This is a genomic window from Campylobacter concisus (genome assembly GCF_003048605.1).
Taxonomy (GTDB): Bacteria; Campylobacterota; Campylobacteria; order Campylobacterales; family Campylobacteraceae; genus Campylobacter_A; species Campylobacter_A concisus_BM.
The window spans coordinates 64,500-85,731 of sequence record NZ_PIRX01000004.1 but is presented as its reverse complement, the minus strand read 5'-3'; the positions used below and the strand labels follow the sequence as shown (position 1 = coordinate 85,731).

The 21,232-nt window shown below is 37.5% G+C and carries 15 protein-coding genes and 1 tRNA gene; 11 read left to right on the top strand and 5 right to left on the bottom strand.

The window, feature by feature from the left end; genetic code table 11:
• Nucleotides 1-2 precede the first annotated feature (2 nt).
• From CVS86_RS04035 to CVS86_RS04000, 8 genes are all read left to right on the top strand, one after another.
• Nucleotides 3-1,322, top strand: a complete 1,320-nt coding sequence (locus CVS86_RS04035; RefSeq protein ID WP_107791049.1) for an amidohydrolase — start codon at nucleotides 3-5, stop codon at nucleotides 1,320-1,322.
• Nucleotides 1,319-2,017: a dipeptidase PepE gene (gene pepE / locus CVS86_RS04030; RefSeq protein ID WP_107791048.1), complete on the top strand. Its 699-nt coding sequence runs from the start codon at nucleotides 1,319-1,321 to the stop codon at nucleotides 2,015-2,017. Before CVS86_RS04035 ends, pepE begins: the two co-directional genes overlap by 4 nt.
• Before the next feature lie 14 nt (nucleotides 2,018-2,031).
• Entirely contained in the window at nucleotides 2,032-3,342 is a 1,311-nt protein-coding gene (gene dcuC / locus CVS86_RS04025; RefSeq protein ID WP_103641943.1) for a C4-dicarboxylate transporter DcuC, read from the top strand.
• Nucleotides 3,343-3,351: 9 nt separating this feature from the next.
• The gene (gene pepT / locus CVS86_RS04020; RefSeq protein ID WP_107791047.1) at nucleotides 3,352-4,575 is read left to right on the top strand and encodes a peptidase T; all 1,224 of its coding nucleotides are present in this window, start codon (nucleotides 3,352-3,354) and stop codon (nucleotides 4,573-4,575) included.
• A 60-nt stretch (nucleotides 4,576-4,635) separates the two neighbouring features.
• Complete coding sequence (locus CVS86_RS04015; protein WP_107791046.1) at nucleotides 4,636-5,625, top strand: argininosuccinate synthase domain-containing protein; 990 nt, start codon at nucleotides 4,636-4,638, stop codon at nucleotides 5,623-5,625.
• 191 nt (nucleotides 5,626-5,816) lie between these two features.
• Nucleotides 5,817-7,391, top strand: coding sequence for a retention module-containing protein (locus tag CVS86_RS04010; protein WP_107791045.1), 1,575 nt, complete (start codon nucleotides 5,817-5,819; stop codon nucleotides 7,389-7,391).
• Between the two features lie 112 nt (nucleotides 7,392-7,503).
• On the top strand, nucleotides 7,504-7,608 hold the full coding sequence (locus CVS86_RS10230) for a type II toxin-antitoxin system RelE family toxin (RefSeq protein WP_413784221.1): 105 nt from the start codon (nucleotides 7,504-7,506) through the stop codon (nucleotides 7,606-7,608).
• A 565-nt stretch (nucleotides 7,609-8,173) separates the two neighbouring features.
• A complete protein-coding gene (locus tag CVS86_RS04000) occupies nucleotides 8,174-9,922 on the top strand; it encodes a site-specific integrase (RefSeq protein ID WP_107791044.1) in 1,749 nt (582 codons plus the stop codon).
• A 68-nt stretch (nucleotides 9,923-9,990) separates the two neighbouring features.
• Here the strand turns inward: CVS86_RS04000 and CVS86_RS03995 are convergent, their stop codons facing one another.
• Complete coding sequence (locus tag CVS86_RS03995; RefSeq protein WP_107791043.1) at nucleotides 9,991-11,334, bottom strand: thioredoxin reductase; 1,344 nt, start codon at nucleotides 11,332-11,334, stop codon at nucleotides 9,991-9,993.
• Between the two features lie 3 nt (nucleotides 11,335-11,337).
• A complete protein-coding gene (locus tag CVS86_RS09870; protein ID WP_199906516.1) occupies nucleotides 11,338-15,147 on the bottom strand; it encodes a hypothetical protein in 3,810 nt (1,269 codons plus the stop codon).
• 201 nt (nucleotides 15,148-15,348) lie between these two features.
• Between CVS86_RS09870 and CVS86_RS03985 the strand changes: the two genes are divergently transcribed.
• Both CVS86_RS03985 and CVS86_RS03980 read left to right on the top strand, forming a co-directional pair.
• Nucleotides 15,349-15,612: a type II toxin-antitoxin system prevent-host-death family antitoxin gene (locus CVS86_RS03985; RefSeq protein WP_107791042.1), complete on the top strand. Its 264-nt coding sequence runs from the start codon at nucleotides 15,349-15,351 to the stop codon at nucleotides 15,610-15,612.
• Complete coding sequence (locus CVS86_RS03980) at nucleotides 15,605-15,907, top strand: type II toxin-antitoxin system RelE/ParE family toxin (RefSeq protein ID WP_107791041.1); 303 nt, start codon at nucleotides 15,605-15,607, stop codon at nucleotides 15,905-15,907. The genes CVS86_RS03985 and CVS86_RS03980 overlap by 8 nt, the downstream gene beginning before the upstream one ends.
• 896 nt (nucleotides 15,908-16,803) lie before the next feature.
• Here the strand turns inward: CVS86_RS03980 and CVS86_RS03975 are convergent.
• From CVS86_RS03975 to yedE, 3 genes are all read right to left on the bottom strand, one after another.
• Nucleotides 16,804-18,219 carry a hypothetical protein gene (locus CVS86_RS03975; RefSeq protein WP_107791040.1) on the bottom strand — a complete coding sequence of 472 codons (1,416 nt, stop codon included), beginning with the start codon at nucleotides 18,217-18,219 and terminating at the stop codon, nucleotides 16,804-16,806.
• A 421-nt stretch (nucleotides 18,220-18,640) separates the two neighbouring features.
• A tRNA-Met gene (locus CVS86_RS03970) sits at nucleotides 18,641-18,717 on the bottom strand.
• Between the two features lie 117 nt (nucleotides 18,718-18,834).
• The gene (yedE, locus tag CVS86_RS03965) at nucleotides 18,835-19,893 is read right to left on the bottom strand and encodes a YedE family putative selenium transporter (RefSeq protein ID WP_107791039.1); all 1,059 of its coding nucleotides are present in this window, start codon (nucleotides 19,891-19,893) and stop codon (nucleotides 18,835-18,837) included.
• A gap of 136 nt (nucleotides 19,894-20,029) precedes the next feature.
• On the opposite strand from yedE, the gene CVS86_RS03960 reads away from it, so the two are divergent.
• Nucleotides 20,030-21,229: a molybdopterin molybdotransferase MoeA gene (locus CVS86_RS03960; protein ID WP_107791038.1), complete on the top strand. Its 1,200-nt coding sequence runs from the start codon at nucleotides 20,030-20,032 to the stop codon at nucleotides 21,227-21,229.
• Nucleotides 21,230-21,232: the final 3 nt, after the last annotated feature.

The following is a 21,232-nucleotide window of genomic DNA, read 5'->3' as shown; positions in this document are numbered from 1 at the left end:
TCATGGATAAAATAGCAAATTTAGCACTATCTTTAAAAGATGAGCTCATCAAAGACCGCAGATACTTTCACTCGCACCCAGAAACTGGCTGGTTTACCTTTTTTACGACTGCGGTTTTGGCAAAAAGGCTTAGCGAGCTAGGCTATGAGGTGAAGCTTGGCGAAGAGGTCGTAAAAAGCGATGCAAGGCTAGGCGTTGGCAGCAAAGAGCAGTGTCAAAAGGCGATCGAGCGAGCAAAAAGTCTTTTAAATCCTGACGAGGCAAAATACCTTGAATGCATGAAAGATGGCCTAACTGGGCTAACAGCCTTCATCGACACAAAAAGACCTGGTAAATTTAGCGCTTTTAGATTTGACATCGATAGCGTTGATGTGACAGAGAGTGCAGAGGCTGCTCATAGACCTTGTAAGGAGGGCTTTGGCTCAGATATCGCTGGTATCACGCATGCTTGTGGGCACGATGGACACATGGCGATGGGTCTAGCGCTTGCAAAGCTGATCGCTAAAAATTTAGATGATTTTAATGGCAAATTTAAATTTATATTTCAAACCGCAGAAGAGGGCACAAGAGGCGCTGTGGCTATGGAGGCTGCTGGGGTGCTTGAGGGCATCGAGTACCTACTTGGCGGACACATCGGCTTTCAAGCAGAAACAAATGGGGGCATAGTTTGTGGCACAAACAAACTGCTTGCAACATCTAAATTTGACGTGCATATCACTGGCCGCTCAGCTCACGCAGCAGGAGCGCCGCAGGAGGGAGCAAACGCCCTTTTAGCCGCTGCTCAAATGGCTCTAAACATGCATGGCATCACAAGGCACGCAAAGGGCGTGACTAGGATAAATGTAGGCGTTTTAAGAGCAGGCGAGGGTAGAAACGTCATAGCACCAAACGGCTATATAGCCTGCGAAACAAGGGGCGAGGATACAAATTTAAATGAATTTATGTATAAAAAATGTATGGATATCGTAAAAGGTGTGAGTGAAATTTATGACGTCCAGAGCAAGGTGGTGATGACTGGGGGCACAAGCGGGGCAAATAGCGACAAAGAGGTGACTGAAATTTTCTATGAAGCAGCAAAAGCAAGTCCATTTATAGATGATGATAAGATCGTTAAAGAGCTTGATTTTGGTGCTTGCGAGGACTTCGCTCACTTTATGAGAGCTTTGCAAGATAGGGGCGCAAAGAGCGGATATATGATGATCGGTACAAATTTAAAAGCAGGCCATCACAACAGCAAATTTGACTTTGACGAGGAGTGTTTGGTCGCTGGAGTTGATATCTATCTAAGGGCTGCTTACAAACTAAACGGAGCTAAAAAATGAAAAATGCTTTACTAATCAGCGCTTCAAGCTACCAAGATACTGGCTACTTGAGACACTGCAAAAACTGGGTTAAGGACTTCTTGGGCGAGAGTGGCAAGGAGGAGATTTTATTTATCCCTTACGCTGGAGTTAGACGAACAAATGACGAATATGAGCAAAAGGTGATCGACCGCCTAAAAAATAAAAATATAAAATCTATCCATCACTACGAGGATAAAATTTCAGCGATCAAAAACGCTAACAGTATCGCAGTTGGCGGTGGTAATACCTTCATGCTTCTTTACACGCTTTATAAGCTAAATTTAATCGAGCCTATAAAAGAGGCTGTGGCTAATGGTGCAAAATACTTTGGCTGGTCAGCAGGCGCAAATATCGCTGGAAAGACGATGATGACGACAAATGATATGCCTATCATCATGCCAAAGTCCTTTGATAGCCTAAATATCTTCCCATATCAGATCAACCCTCACTTTATAAGCGGCAAGCTAGCAGGTCATAACGGCGAGAGCAGGGAGGAGAGGTTGGAGGAATTTTTAATAGCAAATCCAAAAGAGACTATCTACGCTTTGCCAGAGGGCACGGCTTTGCTTATAGGAGGCAACGAAGCTGAGGTCATAGGACACAGCGAAATTTTAAAATTTGAGTATCAAAAAGAGATAGAAAAAATAGAAGTTGGAACTAAATTTAAAATCTAAACAAGGAGAGAGGTATGGAATCATTCAAGCTAATCGCTGCCATTCTTGGCATCGTTGCAGTTGTCGCACTTCTAGTCTTAAAAAAAGAGACAAGAACGGTGCTAATAGGTGTTGGTTTGGTGCTTTGTATAATCGCACTAAAACCGATGGGGGCACTAAGTGCTTTTACTGACTATATGACAAAAGCAGGGCTTATAAAAGCTATTTGTGCGAGTATGGGTTTTGCTTTTGTTATGAAATACACAATGTGCGATAAGCACCTTGTTGCGCTTCTTACAAAGCCACTTAAAAACGTGGGATTTATCTTGATCCCTGTAACAACCGTGCTAACTTACTTTATAAATATCGCTATCCCTTCAGCTGCTGGCTGCTCGGCTGCTGTTGGTGCGACACTTATACCACTTCTAATGGCTTCAGGCGTTCGCCCTGCGATGGCTGGTGCGGCTGTTTTTGCTGGTACATTTGGCTCAGTCCTAAGCCCAGGCTCTGCGCACAACATATATGTGGCTGACCTTGTCAAAAAGACAGTTGAGGGCTACACAGTTCAAGACATCATAAAAGTGCAAATTCCTAGTGCATTTACAGCTCTTGCTATCGTAGTTGTCATGCTAACTATTGTCGCAATATTATTTAAAGACTATCAAAAAGGTACAAATTTCACTCTTGAAAATGGCGCCTCAAGCGAAGAGAAGTCAGCGTTTAAAGTAAATTTGATCTACGCTCTTATGCCACTTGTCCCACTTGTCATTTTAGTCATCGGCGGAACAAGCCTAGCAAAAGACTACAGCTTTTTGGCATGGACAAAGATGGGCGTTGCTGAGGCGATGATACTTGGTGCTATCATAGCTATCTTTGCTACGCTTACAAACCCACAAAAGATCACAAAAGAGTTCTTTAACGGCATGGGTCACGCTTACGCTGATGTTATCGGTATCATCATCGCAGCTGGCGTCTTTGTCGCAGGTCTAAAGGCGTGCGGAGCCGTTGATGTGGTCATCGCATGGTTAAAAACTGATCAAAGCTACGTTAAATTTGGCGGAACATTTGTGCCATTTATCATGGGTATAGTTACAGGCTCAGGCGACGCTGCTACATTTGCATTTAACGAAGCTGTCACAACAAACGCTGCTGCACTTGGCTTTGAGCAAGATAAGCTTGGTATGGCTGCAGCCATCGCTGGCTCACTTGGACGTTCAGCTTCTCCGATCGCTGGTGCTGCTATCGTTTGTGCAGGTATTGCTATGGTTAGCCCAGTTGAGCTCGCAAAAAGAACGTTTTTAGGCATGTTTCTCTCTGTTGTGGCGATCGCATTTTTCGTCATCTAAGGATGAAAGATGGATATCGTAGAGAGATTTATAAACTATACGAAATTTAACACCACGACAAATAAAGATAATGGATTAAAAGGCATCATGCCTTCTAATCCAACCGAGTATGAGCTGGCCAAATTTATCAAAGATGAGCTTGGCTCGCTTGGTATAAAAGATATCATCTTGCAAGATAGTGCCATCTTGATAGCAAAGATCCCCCCAAACTGTGAAAACGCCCCAAGTATCGCCTTTTTTGCGCACTTAGATACAAGCAGCGAGCAAAAAAACGACACAAAAGCTAAGATAGTAAAATACACAGGCGGCGACATCTGCCTAAACGAAGAGCAGGGCATCTATCTTAAATTTAGCGACAACCCAGAGCTTAAAAAATACGAGGGCGATGACATAGTCGTGACTGACGGCACTAGCTTGCTTGGCGCTGATGATAAGGCTGCGATCGCTAGTATCGTAAATATGGCTAGCTTTTTTATGCAAAATCCTGAGGTTAAGCACGGCAAGATCGTGATCTGCTTCGTGCCTGATGAGGAGCAGGGCTTGCTTGGTGCAAAGGCGCTTGATGTAAATTTGCTTGGAGCTAGTTTTGGCTACTGCTTAGACTGCTGCGAGATAGGCGAGCTAATATATGAAAACTGGAACGCAGCTGACTGCACGGCGGTCTTTAAAGGCGTTTCGGCTCATCCGATGAACGCAAAGGGCAAATTAGTAAATTCACTACTTCTTGCGCATAAATTTATCTCGCTTTTGCCAGGCGGCGAAGTGCCAGAGTGCACCGATGGCAAAGAGGGCTATTTTTGGGTGAAAGAGCTTAGCGGAAACAGCGCAAAAACGACGCTCAAGATCGACATAAGAGAATTTGACGAGGTGAAATTTCAAAAAAGGCTTGAGTTTTTAAGTGAGATGGCAAATTCTTTTAATAAAATTTATGGAGATCGTTGCGAGATCACGCTAAAAACACGCTATGAAAATGTCTTTAAATTTTTAAAAGATGAAAATTCACTGCCTATAAAACTAGCAAAAGATGCCTTTAGCGAGCTAAATATCACGCCAAACATAAAGCCGATGCGTGGCGGATATGACGGTGCTGCGATCTCTGCAAAGGGCGTACCAACGCTAAATTTATTCACAGGCGGAAATAACTTTCACTCTATCTACGAGTACTTACCAGTTAGCAGCCTAAAAGCCTCAAGCGAAGTCATTAAAAAAATCGTAATTAACGCTGCTAAATAAACTTCATAAAAGCCTAGATTTAGTAAATTTAGGCTTTAAATTTTACTTTTTGGGACAAAAATGAAGGCTTTAGCTTTGTTTAGCGGAGGGCTTGATAGCATGCTCTCTATGAAAATAATAAGCGATCAAAACATCGAAGTGGTCGCACTTTATATGGATACTGGATTTGGCGTGGATGAGGAGAAGTACGAAGTTTTAAGGCGCCGTGCAGCCTTGGCTGGGGCTAGCCTAAAGGTAGTTGATATGAGAAACGAGTATCTTCGTGACGTGCTCTTTAACCCAAAATACGGCTATGGCAAGCAGTTTAACCCTTGTATCGACTGCCACGGATATATGTTTAAAACCGCTCTTAATATGCTAAAAAGTGAAAATGCAAATTTTATAATCACTGGCGAAGTTTTGGGTCAAAGACCGATGAGCCAGCGCAGAGACGCACTTTTTCAGGTGAAACGCCTAGCTGATGATGAGGACGATCTAGTGCTTCGTCCGATGTGTGCTAAGCTCTTGCCACCAACTAAGCCAGAGCGCGAGGGCTGGGTCGATAGAGAGAAGCTACTTGACATAAGCGGGCGCGATAGAAAGCCGCAGCTTGCTTTGGCGAAGGAATTTGGCTTTGAGGACTTTGCAACGCCTGGAGGTGGGTGTTTGCTAACGATCGAGAGCTTTGCTGTAAAGATAAAAGACTACTTGAAATTTGACAAAGAGATGCGAGATATCGACGTTACGTGGCTAAAACTTGGTAGGCATCTGCGCTTGGTTGATGGAGCTAAAATGATAATAGGACGTGATGAGAGCGATAATAACGCACTTTTGGCTCATCCAAATGATAAATTTGAGCAGGTGAAATTTAAAGAGAGCGATGACATCGTGGGAGCTGTTAGCTTTATAAGCAAAAATGCTAGCAAAGCCGACAAAGAGCTTGCTGCAAGGCTCGCGCTAGCTTATACAAAAGCTAGCAGAGATGATGAATTTGAAGTTAGCATCGCTAATGAGAAATTTATTATTAGGCCTGAAGATAAAAAGCTAGCACAAGAGTTTTTTGTGAAGTAAGCTTAAATTTGCAAAGAAATTTGCTCTAAATTTCTTTGCAATACCTAAAATTTTATAACTATTTCAAACCCCCACAAAATCTAAATTTACAAAATTCCCAGTCATAAATATGTCACAACTGTACCAAAGTACAATGGTTTGATTTTGATAAAATCGCTAAATTTACGAAAAAATTTAAAAAAGGGAGACACATGTCAAAGGAAATAGGCGTAGTAAAAAATGTAACGCGAGGAAGCGTAAAAGCTATAAGCCTAACAGGTGAAAGCAGAGAATTAAAAGTAGGTGATATAGTATATCAAGGAGAAAAGATAGTCACTGAATCAACTGATGCAAAAGTAGTAATAGCAAAAGCAGATGGAAAAGAGATAAGCCTAATAGGTAAAGACTCAATAAATTTAGACCAAAGCGTTAGTGAAAATTCTCAAACAACAGCAGACATAACTTCACTTCAAAAAGCGATCTTAAGTGGTGAAGGTCTAGCTGGTTTAGAAGAGACTGCAGCCGGTGTAAACCAAGCTGGTGGAAACGCTGGAGGTGACGGCGTAAGTCTTGGTGCTGCTAGCTTTGCTCAGGGTGGTCACTACTCAAATATAAATGCGAATTTTAATAATCTTTCATCTCAAACAAGCACAAATGCCCCAGTTCAAACAGGTGTAGGTGGTGCAGTTACACTTGACAACCTTGCAGTTGCTATTAATGAGATATATCCAACCAGCAATGTCCCAACTCCAACAATCACAACAATAATAGATGGCAGGTATGGTGGTAAATGGAATGCTGATGTAATAGGTGATCTATCAAATGATAATAGACCATTTATCAAAGGAACAGCAGAGGCTGGATCAATAGTTGAAATCTATGACAATGGTAATAAGATAGATGAAACAAGAGCCTATGATAATGGCACTTGGGAGTATGTGGTACAAAATGACCTTCCTGATGGAAAGCACACTATCACAACTGTGGCTGTTGTAGATGGTGAGAGAAGCCTTAGTAGCAAAGAAGCTGAGGTTACTATTGATACAACTAAGCCAACAGTAGAGTGGACAGATTTGCCACATAATATTATAAGAAAAGATGTAGTTTCTATGAGTGATGGTGATCCTGAACCATCAATGACTGGAAAGACTGAGCCAAATTCTGAAATAAATGTAAGAATAGGCAAAATAGAAGATAGTGGAACTCATACAGTTTTTGAAGGCAAGGTAACAGCTGATGATAATGGCAACTTCACAGTAGATAAATCTACAATGGGTGATGGTTTTCCAGAACACTTTACGCCTGGCGAATACTCTTTCACAACACAGGTATTTGATCCTGCTGGTAATTCAAGTTTTACAAAATTACCTAAAAACTATACGCCAAAAAATGGTGCATTCTCAATAGAGCGTATATATGATGATGAATTTAGTGATCTAACAGAAGTGCAAGGCGATTATAGTCCTGTTTATAGACCTGTTGATGGGGATAGAAGGCCAACATTTGAGGGCACAGCAGAAGCAAATGCTGAGATCACATTGGTTGTTAAGCATCATGGCTATGATTTTATGACTAATCAGAGAACTCCAGTTGAAATACAAGATATTTTAACAACAAGAGCTGATGAGAATGGCAAATGGAGCGTAGAGGCAAAAGTTGATTATAAAGACTCTATGCTTGACTACCACACAGTTGAGGCAAAAGCTACCAACCCATCAGGTGAGACGCTTGATCTTACTCCAACTACATTTTTCATGCCAACAACTGCACCCGAAGATCACCTATAATCAATTATGCGAAGAGTTTTGCTCTTCGCTATTTCTTATTATTTAAAAAATTATTATTTGACACAAATTTAGATTTATATAAGTGGCGAAAAACCAGTAAAAGTAAGCTTAGATGAGCTATGAGTTAGAATTTCTACCAGGTGCTTTAAAAGAGTGGCAAAAGCTTGACAATAGCATAAAAGTGAAGTTTAAAAAGAAGCTAAGTGAGCGTCTATAAGACCCAAAGGTTGCCAAGGACAAGTTACTAGGCTATGAAGATGTCTACTTGAGATAAGATATTGCCTATCAATAAAAATAAAAGCAAATTTATAGAAAGCATCTTGTAAAATAAATCTATCCTGAAAAAATGTACCGCTTTTTATAAAAACTGTACCATACTTTTAGGAAATTTTGAAGAAAGGGAAAGAGCAAAAGCATCACTGCTAGTGCCTAAAATAGTGTGTTTTGGTGTCACGGGGGAGACTTGAACTCCCGACCTCCGGCCTTATGAGGATAGATTTTTAAATATCGCTTAAAGCCCTGCTGCATCGCCATTACAAACAACTTTTTGTCATAAGCACTAGTCAGGTGTTCCACTTTTGTTCCACTGCAAATCCATGGTACATCTAAAAAACCGCAATGGAATTTATTACTACCGAAGCGTCATCGCACCAAAAGCAAGAAAAGTCTTAAAGTGCTCAAGAGAGCTATCTTTCTCCTTGGGGACTTATTCCTTATTAAAAGCCAGAAAATCTGCTAGAATCTATGATAGATATATTTATCTCATAACAAAGGCGGTGGATATGAAGCTAAATCAAGGAATTATAGATTCATTAGTTGATAGTTTTATGCAAGCAAAGATCGATAAGAGCATAAAAGAGCATTCGCTTTATGATAAAAAGATAGATATTGACTTTGCAGATGCGTTAAATAGGCACTTCAAAGAGGCCTTAAAAAATGATAGCTTCCCTGATTTACTTAATAAAAGCAATGAGACTTTAAATGGTAAGGCTGAAATTTTATCTAATAGTCCAGATGAAGCCATAGATCAAGATGATAAAGCCAGCATAGCTCAAACCCTGCTTGAAAAACATATATTGTCCCTAAACTACCTAATATCAAAGCTTGATAAGAGCACAAACCTTGTGTCTAAAAGACTTAAATTTTTAAGTAAGCAAGATGAAAGTTATAAATTTGAGCCAAACGATATAGATAGCTTTCAAGATAACATCAACTCTCTAGATGAAGCAAATGGGCTACCTCTTAACAAAGAAGATATCAAAAGCCTAGCTAAAAATTTCTCACATGCCATAATGGCAACTGCCGAGCAACAATACGGGCTTAACACTCCTTTTAAACTAGTAAAAACAAAAGGTGATGAGAGGAATGCAGAGCAGATACTAACTAGCAATAGCCATCTAATAGGCAAGCGCATAAAAGTAGGAGATAGTAGCTTTGACATGGGTAGCTTAAACGATGAGGCAGTACAAGAATACGAGATAGTGCCATGCACTACTAGCCCAAAAAAGGTGGAGAGTAGGGAGATCATCACATTAAAAACGGCATTTGAAAATTTTACAGCTAACACTAGCGTTAGTCAAAAGTGGTCAAGTAGCACTATGGATCTAGTAAATATAGTAGGCAATATATTATTTAAATTCTTTCATCCGAACAAGGACATCACAACCATATCACGAGATGATCTGCTTAAATTTAGAAATACTTTGGCTCACATACCAACCAAGCTAAACCAAAAAGCTAAATATAAAGACAAAAGCCTAGAGCAAATCATACATATAGGCAAAAACGATGCCAAGCTATCACAAGTAACCATACAAAAATATATGATAAGAGTAGTGCAGTTCTTTAAGTATTGCTACAACAGCGACTACATAAGTAAGAGCATCGTAAATGACTTAAACATAAAAGTAGAGATAAATCCGATGGAGCGTAAGGTTCTGCCTTATAGCAAAGAAGAGGCTAATGCTATCTTTAAAATAGTCCAAAATTTTAAAGAGACCAACAAGTCACCAAGCAAGCGGATAAGTGCAAATGATCTATACTATATAACCATGATAGCAGCATATAGTGGCATGAGGATAAACGAGATAGTTCAGCTAAGAGCACGTGATATCGTGCAACACAATAACGTGCTTTGCTTTAGTGTAAATAGAGATGATGGTAAGAGTACCAAAAATATAAACTCCATAAGGCTTGTGCCAGTCCATAGCAAGCTAATAGAGCTTGGACTAATGGGGTTTGTAAAACAAAGAGCTAGTGCAAATAAAAGCATCTTCAAAGTAAGCAACAAAGATTTTTCAGAAATTTTTAGATCACAAATACAACGAAAGCTAATAAGTAGCGACAAACAAAAGACTTTCTACTCATTTAGGCACTACTTTATAGATACGCTTGTCCAACAAGAAGTAGAGCCAAATATCATAGCTCAAATAGTAGGGCATGAAAAGCAGTATAAAATTTTACTAGGAACCTATGCCACAAACATAAACGCTAGTGTGCTAAAAGCAAAAGTTGAAATGGTGTGCTATTAGATATTAGATGTATGGTTTATAATGGATACATGTTTTTTCTATAAACCATAATCTATTGCTTGAAATTGTTAATCCTTTATATTATGCTCTTTGGCATAGCTTAAGATCTTTTGCCTAAGATCTTCTGGAAAGCTATCTCTATACATCACTGGTGTTAGAGGATTTAGCTTTTTATCTAATTTACCAGCCTCATATAGTCTTGTTAGCTCTTCTGGTGTGTTGTAGTATGGTGCATTTGGATATCCCTCTGGTGGGGTTAGGGACATTATTTTGGCTTCTAGGAGGGTGGAGTCGATGTAGAGGGCAACAGCTCTATCGTCCCAAGTTCCAGGAAAACCACCATTAAAGTCTTGACCGCTTCCATCAATATTGTCTTTAACGTATTTTGTAAATTCTTCCCTAGTAGTCTCATTTGCATCTAGATCTCTAGGATCTAGCAATTTCCCTTCGTCTTCTACTAATTTTCTTAAATGAGTATGCATTGAACCATTTGGCTCAACTACGGTTAAATTTCTATTAAAATCCATCACAAAGTAATTTCCTACTATCTCATCTAAATAAGGCATCATGCCATATTCGTCTAATGGAGGATTTTTAGCTAGTCTTCTAAACTCTTCAGCCATTTGTAAATTTTTGTTTAGACCTACTAAATAGGTAGAGTATTGAAACATGTCGGCTAATGCCTCCAAGGCTCCGTCTTGACCAAGTTGGGCTGATAGAAACATTGATTGATATGCTCTTGCTTTAAATCCTGCATAACCTAATCCAACTCCTCCTGAAAATCCAACAGTGCTTCCTAATACTCCAGCACATATATTCCACTCTGCTGCAAATAGTTCTGATTTTAATGTGCTTTTGTGAGCATTTACTTCATCATAAATTTCAGCATATTCTGGTTTAGTTAGTTTGCCATTGCTATCTACTCTACCTATGGCATCTTCTGGTATATCTATCATAGTACATTTTAGATTACTTCTTTTTACTAGATAGATATATCTATCTCGTTTATCTTTTAAGCTTTCATAGTAGGCTTTTTCTGATTTAGTCCAAGGAGATAGTTTAGTAGAGCTTGCTTTATAGCTAATGTCTAGCCATGGTTTAAAAGATAGATAGTCTGTTTGACCTAGTGAATTTGGTTTAGGGTTATAGTATAGTGGTTTATAGTTTTTATATGGAGATGAGTCTAAGATGGAGCGGGCTTGTAGGATCATTTGAGACTTTTCTTCCAAGCGTGCCGTATTATTTTTTGCATTTTTGGAAGCAATTAAATTTGTCTTTTTGTCAAATTCTATCTTATCCCCATTTGGAGCTATAACCGTATAAATTTCTTTATCCATTAAATTTCCTTTATTTATTATTAATAGTGATCCTGCTACTAAAAGAGCTATGATGATAAATATAATCTTCTTCATATCTTATCCTATATATAGACCATCTTCCATAACTATGGTAGTGGCTAGACGACCTACTAGGCGAGGTGGGATTGTCTTTCCATTGAAATTCCCATCTTTAGAGTCATTTTCTTTACACCCCACATATACCCCTTTGATATTATTGCTTCCAATAGTATCAAGTGCTTCTACTAGATCTCTTGAGAGGTTGCGATGAGAGTTATCGCTATCTTCTGTGTTAAATATACCTTTTTTAAATTTGTTTATTATCTCTACTGCTTTTTGATATGAGTTTATCGGATATTTTGGTTTGCCTGATGCTACGTTTGCTAATGAGCTTCGCTTATAAATTTCATACACCTCTTTCTCCTCTTTCACATCCAAATTTAACTCCCTTATCTCTACATCAGACTCAGTGTATCTACTTCTAGCATATTTAAAGTAGTTTGCATCTATCTCATTGCCAGCTCCTCTTAGCTCATCTAAGCATAGATAAGTACTAAGGTTATTTAGTGCTAGTTTAGAGGCTAGGTTAAAAGATAGTTTATTTTTCTTATGGTCTATGTCGTAGTATATAAATGAGTTATAGTCTAGTCCTCCACTACTTATATTAGCTCCTAGAAATAGTCTATTTAAATTTAGACTTATATAGTTTTGATAGATCATTACTGGATAGTAACAATAGCTATTTGTACTATTTTTATCATAAGCTTCTTTTATAGACATAGGTTTATATGAGATATTATTTAGTGCATATGCTTCATTAAATTTATATGTATATCTTGTATGCATTATCTCTTTGTAGTTTTCTTCTAGCTTTTCGTATGAGGTTTTCCAAAGTTCTAATGTACCACTAACCATAGAAGCACCTATGCTCTTACCTAATGATCCTGCATAATCTTTTATTAGCCTCTTTATCTCTTGAAAATCTGTATAGCTAAACCTATGAGTATATCTCATAAATGTATATGTTGTGATCTCTGTATAAGTTATGCTTAGTTTATAATACTCCATTGCCATATGAAGCCTAAAAGCATTTGAAGCTTGAATGATTAGATTAAGCTTTGAATGTTGTAAAACTACGCTTGTAGTTTTTAAACTCGTTATTAGCAAGATATATCTATCTATCTCTTTAGTCTTTCTTGCACCAAGTAGGCTTTTTACTAAATTTAATACCCCAAGCTCATCAAGAAATGTCTCTCTTAGTGCCTTTGCGTCTTTATTAAATATATAAGAGCCAAGGGATTCATATATCTTAGATATGCCATCTTCTCCAACAAATTTTGCTAGTGGAAACACCTCTTCTATAGTAGTTTTTACTAATAATGAGGTTACCTCTTTATTTATATCTCTATCATTACTATATGCTATATCTTTTAAATTTATAGCCTCTTTTAGAGTGTTTTTATTCTTAGCAGCTATAGCCTCTTTTATAGTAGCTTCATCTTTTTTATAGTTATCATCTATCTTGTCAGCTTGTTCTATAAGAAGCTTCATTAGATCTTTTTGCAAAGGGTCTTTGATATCTGCATTTTTACCAACTTCATTTTCTGCTAAAAGCTCTTCAACGCTAACTACATCCTTGTTATTTACACCATCCATATATTTAGAAATTTCTTCTATACATAGATACTCACCACTTTTTAGACCACTATTTTTTACTGAGTCTTTGTAAAAAAATAGCTTTAAATCTCTATCAAAAATTCTTATTATAGAGTTTGAGTGCAAGGCTTTTATCTCATCATCTTCTATTACTATATATTCATCACCATCTTGAATGCTTTTCTTTATCATTTTTTTTGAATAGCTTTTAGTCATTATAAAGTAAGCCACACTAAGAGATAGTGCTTCTATGAAAGAGTAGCGCTTTGGGAGGGTTTGTATTATACGTTGCATTTGTGAGTGGTATTCATCTGCGGTTGATGAGCCATTTTTTATATCATCTATAAGTTGGCTTGAGATATTACTATTGTTATATGCTTCAGCCTCTCTTCTGTTTAAGGTGTTTTCATTTACCTTATCAAATACTGCCTTAAAAGAGAGAGTTACCTTTTTCATATACTCTTCTTCACTTTTTTTGATCTTCTCCATATCATTTGGCTGCTTAGCATAAGCATTTACGTGAGAGAAATTTGTCTTAAATAACTCTTCGTATTTGGTGTAGTTATCAAGATAGTTGGTGTCATCTTGATAGGCGATCTCTTTAAATTCTTCCCTTTTTTGCTCTATGTTGTCTATATATTTTTTATCTATCCTTGCAAATGGGGATAAATTTAAAACAAGAGTTGATCTATTGTTTTCTTTATTGATATTTATGCTGTACTGACTGTAATCCTTAATAGGACTTAGGGTTTTTATGTCAGTAAATTTTTGCTTTACTAGGTTGGGGTTGTTTGATCTATTTAGTTCGTCTTCTATCACTTGATCTAGGCATTTACTTATTACTTCTTCTCTTAGCCCTGCACTTGATCTAAAAGGTGAATTTGATAGCACTACATAGTTTTTATTTAAATTTGAAAAATCTTTGCTGTTCATCTCATCATTTGCAGAGGTGCCATTTTTGTCAGACTTATTTGCTATTAGATTGGCTAGTTTTATAGAGTTAAAATTTGAAGCACAGAGAAAATTTAAATTTGCGTTTAGTCCTTTTATTTGATCCTTTAGTCTTTTAAAGAGCGTATCATCACTAGAGCCAAAGCCTAAGTTTTTATTTACTATATCATAAGAGCAAACATCCTTAGTGTGATCAAATACCGATAGATTATCTAAATGACCAAATACACTATATCCCTCATCTGCATTGCAATTAACCTCATTTAGGTTATTGTCGTCTCTAAAGTAGATATAGTCTAAATTTAGATGAGTAAAGTCTATAAAGAAGCCAGAATTAGAAGATTTATCTTGTTTAAATACTAATACATTGCAACTTGAGTTTATATTTAGCGTATTTATAATAGAAGCAAATCTAGATGTGAAAAAGCTAAGGATAGGTAAGGTTACACCATAAAGAGATCTATTACTTTGATGCTCGACCATTTTGTAGGTTAATTTACCAAGCTCATAGAACAAAAAGCATCCGTTTGCCTTTTTAAGCGCAGCCTTTGGGTCACTTAAATCAACTACGCTTAGTATAAAAAGAAATATTTGTTTGAGTAAAAACTCTCCGCTTTCTTTATTTAGCTCGCTTAAATTCTTATCTAACTCTCTAAAGCACTCTTCAATGCTTTTTTCAAATTTAGTTCCATCTAGTCCTTCACTAGATATCAAAGAGCTAGCATCGCTTAGCAGATCATTTTTTAAGGTATTTAGGCACTCTTTTACGATATCTTTGGCGTCATCGTAGTTGGATACTACGGTCTCAAACATATCATAAAAGCTTATAGCTTCTGTCTTTGTTTCACCCATGCTTTTTAGCAAATTTCTCTCGTGCTCATCCTGAGCAGCTTCAAGTTCAGCTTCATATCTTGCTTTACTTTTTATGGGGCTTATCTTCTCTTTTAAATTTGCAAAAAACTTATCAACCGCACTCTTTTTATGGACAATCTTTACTGGTATATCTCTATATTCAAATTCTCTTATTCTATTTATCTTGCTATCAGTAAAGCTCTCTTTATCTATATAAAAGTCAGATACGATCGATACATCTTTTTTATCTCTCTTCTTAGAAAATATTAGATTAGATATGATCTCATTGGCTATGCCGTTAGAGTACGATGTGAGTGAATTCAAGCTAGACGTATAAAGAGTTACGCATTTCGCATCAGCCATATACTCTTTTATCTTTTTTAATGTCTCTTCGCAAGAGTAGGTTATTTTTATTTCGTTGTTTTGCATATTAAGCCACCACTACTGTTTTCGGTATTTTATTGTGATTGTATTTATAATATTATTAATTTATTATTGATTAAGGAAAAGTAGGAAATACTTGATACTTGGGCTTGTCTTTTTTAGCTTGCCAAGCTAGTTGGGCAAGCTATCTAAATTTATAATACAATTATGCTATAATCGTGTTATATTATTAAAAGGAAATAGCATATGCCTCAGATAATACCTATAAAAGAGCTTAGAAACACAAATGAAATTTCACAGCTATGCAATAGCAAAGATGAACCAGTATTTGTAACTAAAAATGGCTATGGCGACTTGGTTGTGATGAGTATAAAGACATACGATAAACTAGTAGCCACAGCTGATATAGATAGCGCCATCGCATCATCTGAAGCTAAGATAACAGCAGATACAAAGATGCTAGAAGCAAAAGATGTTTTTGCTAGTTTAAAAGCTAAGTATCTTGAATAAATATAAAGTCCTAATCTCACCACAAGCTTATGACGAGCTTGAGGCGATTTATAAATATATCGCACTATCTTTGCTCTCGTCAGGTGCTGCAAACTCTACATTAGAGGCTATCAAAAACGCTATCCTTAGTCTAGATGAGATGCCAAATCGTGGTGCTATTAGAAAAGTTGGCAGATATGCCAATATGGGCTATAGACAGCTATTTGTTAAAAACTACACAGTGATTTATAGGGTCAATGAAAAAGATAAGGCTGTTATAATCATCACTATTAGATATACGCCAAGCGCTTTTTAGACATGACTTCAATAATATCTATCTAAAAATAAATATCCACCAATTCTAATGCTCTCTCATCTACGAAACATACATAACATCACATACTATACATTACGTCACCTACTGCATGTTACATCATGTACTATACATAACATCATGTGCTGCATGTGACATCACATACTTGACGTGACATCAAGTACTGCACATTACATCACATGCAGTATGTTACATTATGAATTTATTTGTTATAATCCAAGAAAATTTAATGCCAGTTTCAAGTCTATTTATCAACATTTTTAGTATGTTGATAAACTTACTTAGCAAGCTCGGTCCGAGCTTGCTGTAAGGTCTTAGCCAGACGGGCAAAATTTTTATTTACAAAGATACAACCTAAACAAAACTTTATTCATTCAAGATGACCTTTGTCTATAAAATATCTAAGTTTTATTTAAGATAAATATTATTTTAGAACACGCAAAAATTCTTTCAAATTTCCATTCATAAAATTTCTTACTTCCAAAACAGTAATCCCTATCCATAAAATGCTAAAATAGCAAGCAAAATACAAATGGCTAAATTTACAAATGCTAGAGAGCGACCTTTGAGAGTCAGCGGACCTTTTGTGCCCAGGCTCAAACCTCACATTGTATAAATACTACGTGCCAATGCTTGGTCTTATCTTTTTGCGATACTCTCTTGGGAGAGTTACCTGAGTGCTATGATGATATAAGCATCTCAGCGTGCAGAGAGAAAATTTACGAGTATGTCTATATGAGATATAGGAGTGTTGCGTAGGATATACCACAAGTTTGTAAGTAAGCTAGTGTAAATTTACTTGGTAAAATTTACACGGCTAGCTTACTTTGGTGGCTTAAATTTATAGATTACGCATTGTAAAATTTAAAGGATGCTAGCTACCCCATCTCCATCCCGGCATCATCTTTTGTAAATTTACCTCTTAGCTCTGGCATTTCATTTACTATCATATCTTTTAGCTCTGGGTTGATATTTGCTATTTCTAGCAAAAGACCTAAGCTTTTGTCATTAAAATTTCTTAGCTCAGTATTTTCACTTTGCAAACTTTCGGTTTTACGTGTTAGAGATTGGTTTTCTCTATCCTTGCTCTTTAACAATGCATTTTGCTCATCTATTTTTGTTTGCTGATTAGTATGTGCTTTTACTCTATTTTTAAGAAGCATTATCTCTTTGTCTTGCTCAGCTTTGGTCTCTTTTAAATCATCTAGCTTTTTTTCTAACTGTTCTTTTTCTTTTAAGACTTCTAAGCTTTTCTTTTTATATTCCTCTATGATTTTACTTTGTTCTGTTACTTGCTCAGCAAGAAGCTCTACCTTTTCTTTTAGCTGCTCATCAGATGTGATGGTTATGCTCTCTTGCAGCTGTTCAAAAACAGAATTTCTAAGACCTACTATTAAAGCTCTTTTTTCATTTGGCTCTAACCTAAAGTACTCGTCGCCCCACAAAGGTTCTTTCTTTTGCATATACTTATTTGCTTCCGCTTCTATAAGCTTTTGAATTTTCTCTTTTAACTCTTGCTCACTCTTATATTCACTTGCTATTTGGTGCATTTGGGTTAAATTCTTGTGTCTATTTTTACTTGACTTACCACGAAGTACCTGACCTTCAAATGCCTCCGCTCCCATATCTTGCAGCTCTTTACCAAATTTTGCTGTTTTTGACCTGCCGCTAAATCTCAAATTTGCATGCTTCTCAAAGCTATAGTTTGTAAAAAAGATATGAAAGTGCTTGGTCTTTTCGTCATTATGCTCAGCTACAAGCAGACACTTTACGCCATGCTTTGCGCAGTATGCATTTATAAATCTCATAACTCTATCCATCTGTATGTTTTCATTTATAAATTTCGACTCTTCTTCATTTAGCCCTTCTTTTGGCTCCTTCTCTCTGTCTGTACCAAATGTGATGATGACTTCACAAAAACTAGCCATATCTTTGCGCCAAGCTCTACGTATAACTATGTCTTTACCTTGTCGTTTTTGTGTGTAGGATTGCTTGCCATAGTCTTCTTTAAAGCTATCCTGAAAGCCTTTAAGTAATTTCTTTACAAAGGCCATATTATGTAGTTCATCATCTTTGCTGTTAGCATCTCTCATATTGCCATTGCCATTAAACTCGCTTAGGAGTTTGTAACGATTAATAGTGGCTGGATTTTTGTTAAGATACTTTATATGCTCGGTTTGATTTTTCTCACGGCACGCATGCGCAAATCTACCTATAGCTCTACCATATGTTAAAAAGTCCGACCTCACGTTTATAACTAGGTTGTGATCATTTATTGTATATGCATTAGCCATGGCAAATTACCTCACTACATAAACTTTCTTCCCTGCTAGCGGTGCTAGTTGCTATAAATGAAATTTTTTTCATTTTCTTCCTTTTAAATATATTTATAGTAATTACACCAATTTTGAAAAAAATCTGCGCTAGAAATGTAAATTTTTGTGAAAAAATATGTCATTTAAGAAAAACAAATTAAAAATAGTAAAAGGATAAATGCCAAAAGTGCGTATTTAAGGGGATTCTAGATAAAAAGCTAGAAGTAAAAATTTAAAGCAAATCTATTTTTTATGGTATTAAAAGGGTGATGGCTTTATAATCATTGGAATTTTTAAGAGACTGTTCCACTTTAGTAACTAAGTGTTCCACTCTTAAAGGAAATTTTAAAGAAAGGGAAAGAACAAAAGCATCACTGCTAGTGCCTAAAATAGGGTGTTATGGTGTCACGGGGGAGACTTGAACTCCCGACCTCCGGCTTATGAGACCAGCGCTCTAACCAGCTGAGCTACCGTGACAACTTAAAATAAGTTTTGGATTATACAACCTAAGAACTTATTTTTAGCTAAAATTTATCTCACACAAATTTTACTATATAAAAAAGCAAATTTGACTGCAAAAGCAGCCAAATTTATTTAAGCTTTTTTAGTGAAAAATCCAACGTAAATAGCGTAGATAAAGCCGATCACTACGGCATACGGGGCAAAAGGTGTGATGCCAGCTCCTGAGCTTGCTAAGATAAAGTTATGACTTATCGCAGCACCTGCACCCATGCCTAAAACAAATACGGCTGAGCTTAAATTTCCAGCTCCCATCTGCACTAGGTGTTTGCCAGGGCAGCCGTAGCTTAGACTAAAGCAAAGGCCAGCTAAGCTCATACCTAAGAAATTCCAAAGCATATCATTGTGAGCGATAGGTTGTCCTTCAAAGCCAAATTTGTATTGATTTAGCACTAAATTTGTGATGCTTGCAAAAAGAACGATAGAGACGATGCCATAAAACATCGAAAAGTCACGTTCAAAAATTTTACTGATAGCTCCCACTGAGCAAAATTTACTTCTTTGCATAAATGCGCCGATGATGATGGCACAAATAAGTGAGATAAATAAATTTGCATGCTGTGAGCCTGGACCTTTTTCTGAGCTAAATAATGCGCCATTTTCGCCAAGTTTTAGACCAAAGATAAGTGCCAGTAAAAGCAAAATAGCAATAATTAGTGGTAAAAACCCTATCGCCTTTGCAGTGGTTTCATTTTCAGGTAAAACGTAGCCATTTTTCTTAAAAGCTCGTCCCACAAAGACGCCAGCAAATAGGCCAACAACGCCAGCTATAGCGGTCATATCTCCGCCTCCAAGGCGTAAAAACGCCCTCCAAGGGCAGCCTAAAAATATGAGGCAGCCTATCATCGCAAACACGCCTAAGAAAAACCTAGAAAATGCCGCGCTGCCAGATACTGGAGTGAAATTTTTGCTCCAAAGCATGCTAGCCAGAAAGCCTCCGATGATAAGCCCTAAAATTTCAGGCCTTAGATACTGCACGACTTTGGCCTGGTGAAAGCCAAGCGCACCCATGCTATCTCGTAAAAAGCAAGCCGCGCAAACGCCCATATTTGCTGGGTTGCCAAAATGAACGAGCACCGGACCAAGTATGCCAAGGCTCGCACCTGCGATGATGTAAAGTAGTGTTTTGTTCATGTAAATTCCTATGTAAAGGTAAAATCAAACTGATTTCTTAAACGACATTTTAATAATCATTAAATAAAACAAAGATTAATTTTTTGTAAAACAGAAGTGGCTAAAATATGCAAAAATTTCATAAAAAGGATAAATGATGAAAGATTTTATGAGCTATGCAGATAGTCTGAAAATTCTAAAAGACACGATAAATGCGTGGGAAAAGGCCGAAAAAGTAGCCATCACAGATGCGCTTGATAGAAATATCGCCTATGATGTCACAGCCGCTGAAAACTACCCAGCAAAGCCAGTTTCAGCGATGGATGGCTACGCTTTTGCCTTTAGAGATGGCCTAAGCGAGCTTGAGCTCATCACCGATCTGCCAGCAGGTAGCGACAAAGGGCTGCATGTAGAGGGTAGCAAATGCGTCAAAACCTTCACTGGCTCGCTAATGAGCGAAGGCACTGACACTCTTGTGCCGGTTGAAAATGTCGAGGTTAGCGGCTCAAAAATAATCATCAAAAAGAGCGTGCCAAAGGGCTTTGCCGTGCGAGCAGTGGGTGAGAGCTACAAAAAAGGCGAAATTTTAATAAAAAAAGGCACGCGCCTAACATACTCTGAGATAGCGCTTCTTGCCGAGCTTGGCGTCTTTCACGTAAGCGTATTCATCCGTCCAAGAGTGGCGATACTAGCAACTGGCAGCGAGATAAAAGACCTTGGCGAACCGCTTGATAGTCCAGCACAAATTCACAGCTCAAACCACGTAGGCATCGCTATGCAGATACGCAAAATGGGCGCAGAGCCGATCCTTTGTGAGATCGTAAGAGATAAGGCCGAGCTTGTCGAAAAAGCGATCATAAATGCGCTAAAATCAGCCGATATCTTAGTGACTACTGGCGGTATCAGCATGGGAGACTATGACTTTGTAAAGGGCGCTTTAAATGAAAACTTTAAGCTTATCATCGAGGGCGCTGCGATAAAACCAGGCCGCCACATCAGAGTGGCAAAATCAGGCGATAAATACATCTTTGCGCTGCCGGGATTTCCTTACTCGGCGATGGTTATGTGCGTGCTTTATGTAAGAGTGCTTATAAACACTTGGTTTAGCCAAGAAGAGCCAAAGATCACGGCGATAATGGATGAAGACTACAAAAAACGCTCGCCATTTTTGGAATTTACAGCGGTAAATTTAGAAAACAGAGATGGCAAGATCTTTGTAAATTTAAACGGCAAAAAGCTAGGTAGCTCAGCGATCGTAAATAACCTAACAAACGAAGCTGCACTGCTTATCATCCCTAAAGAGACAGAATTTATCGCAAAAGGTGAAGTGGTAGAAGTTTTAAAGATGCCTTGCTAAGGG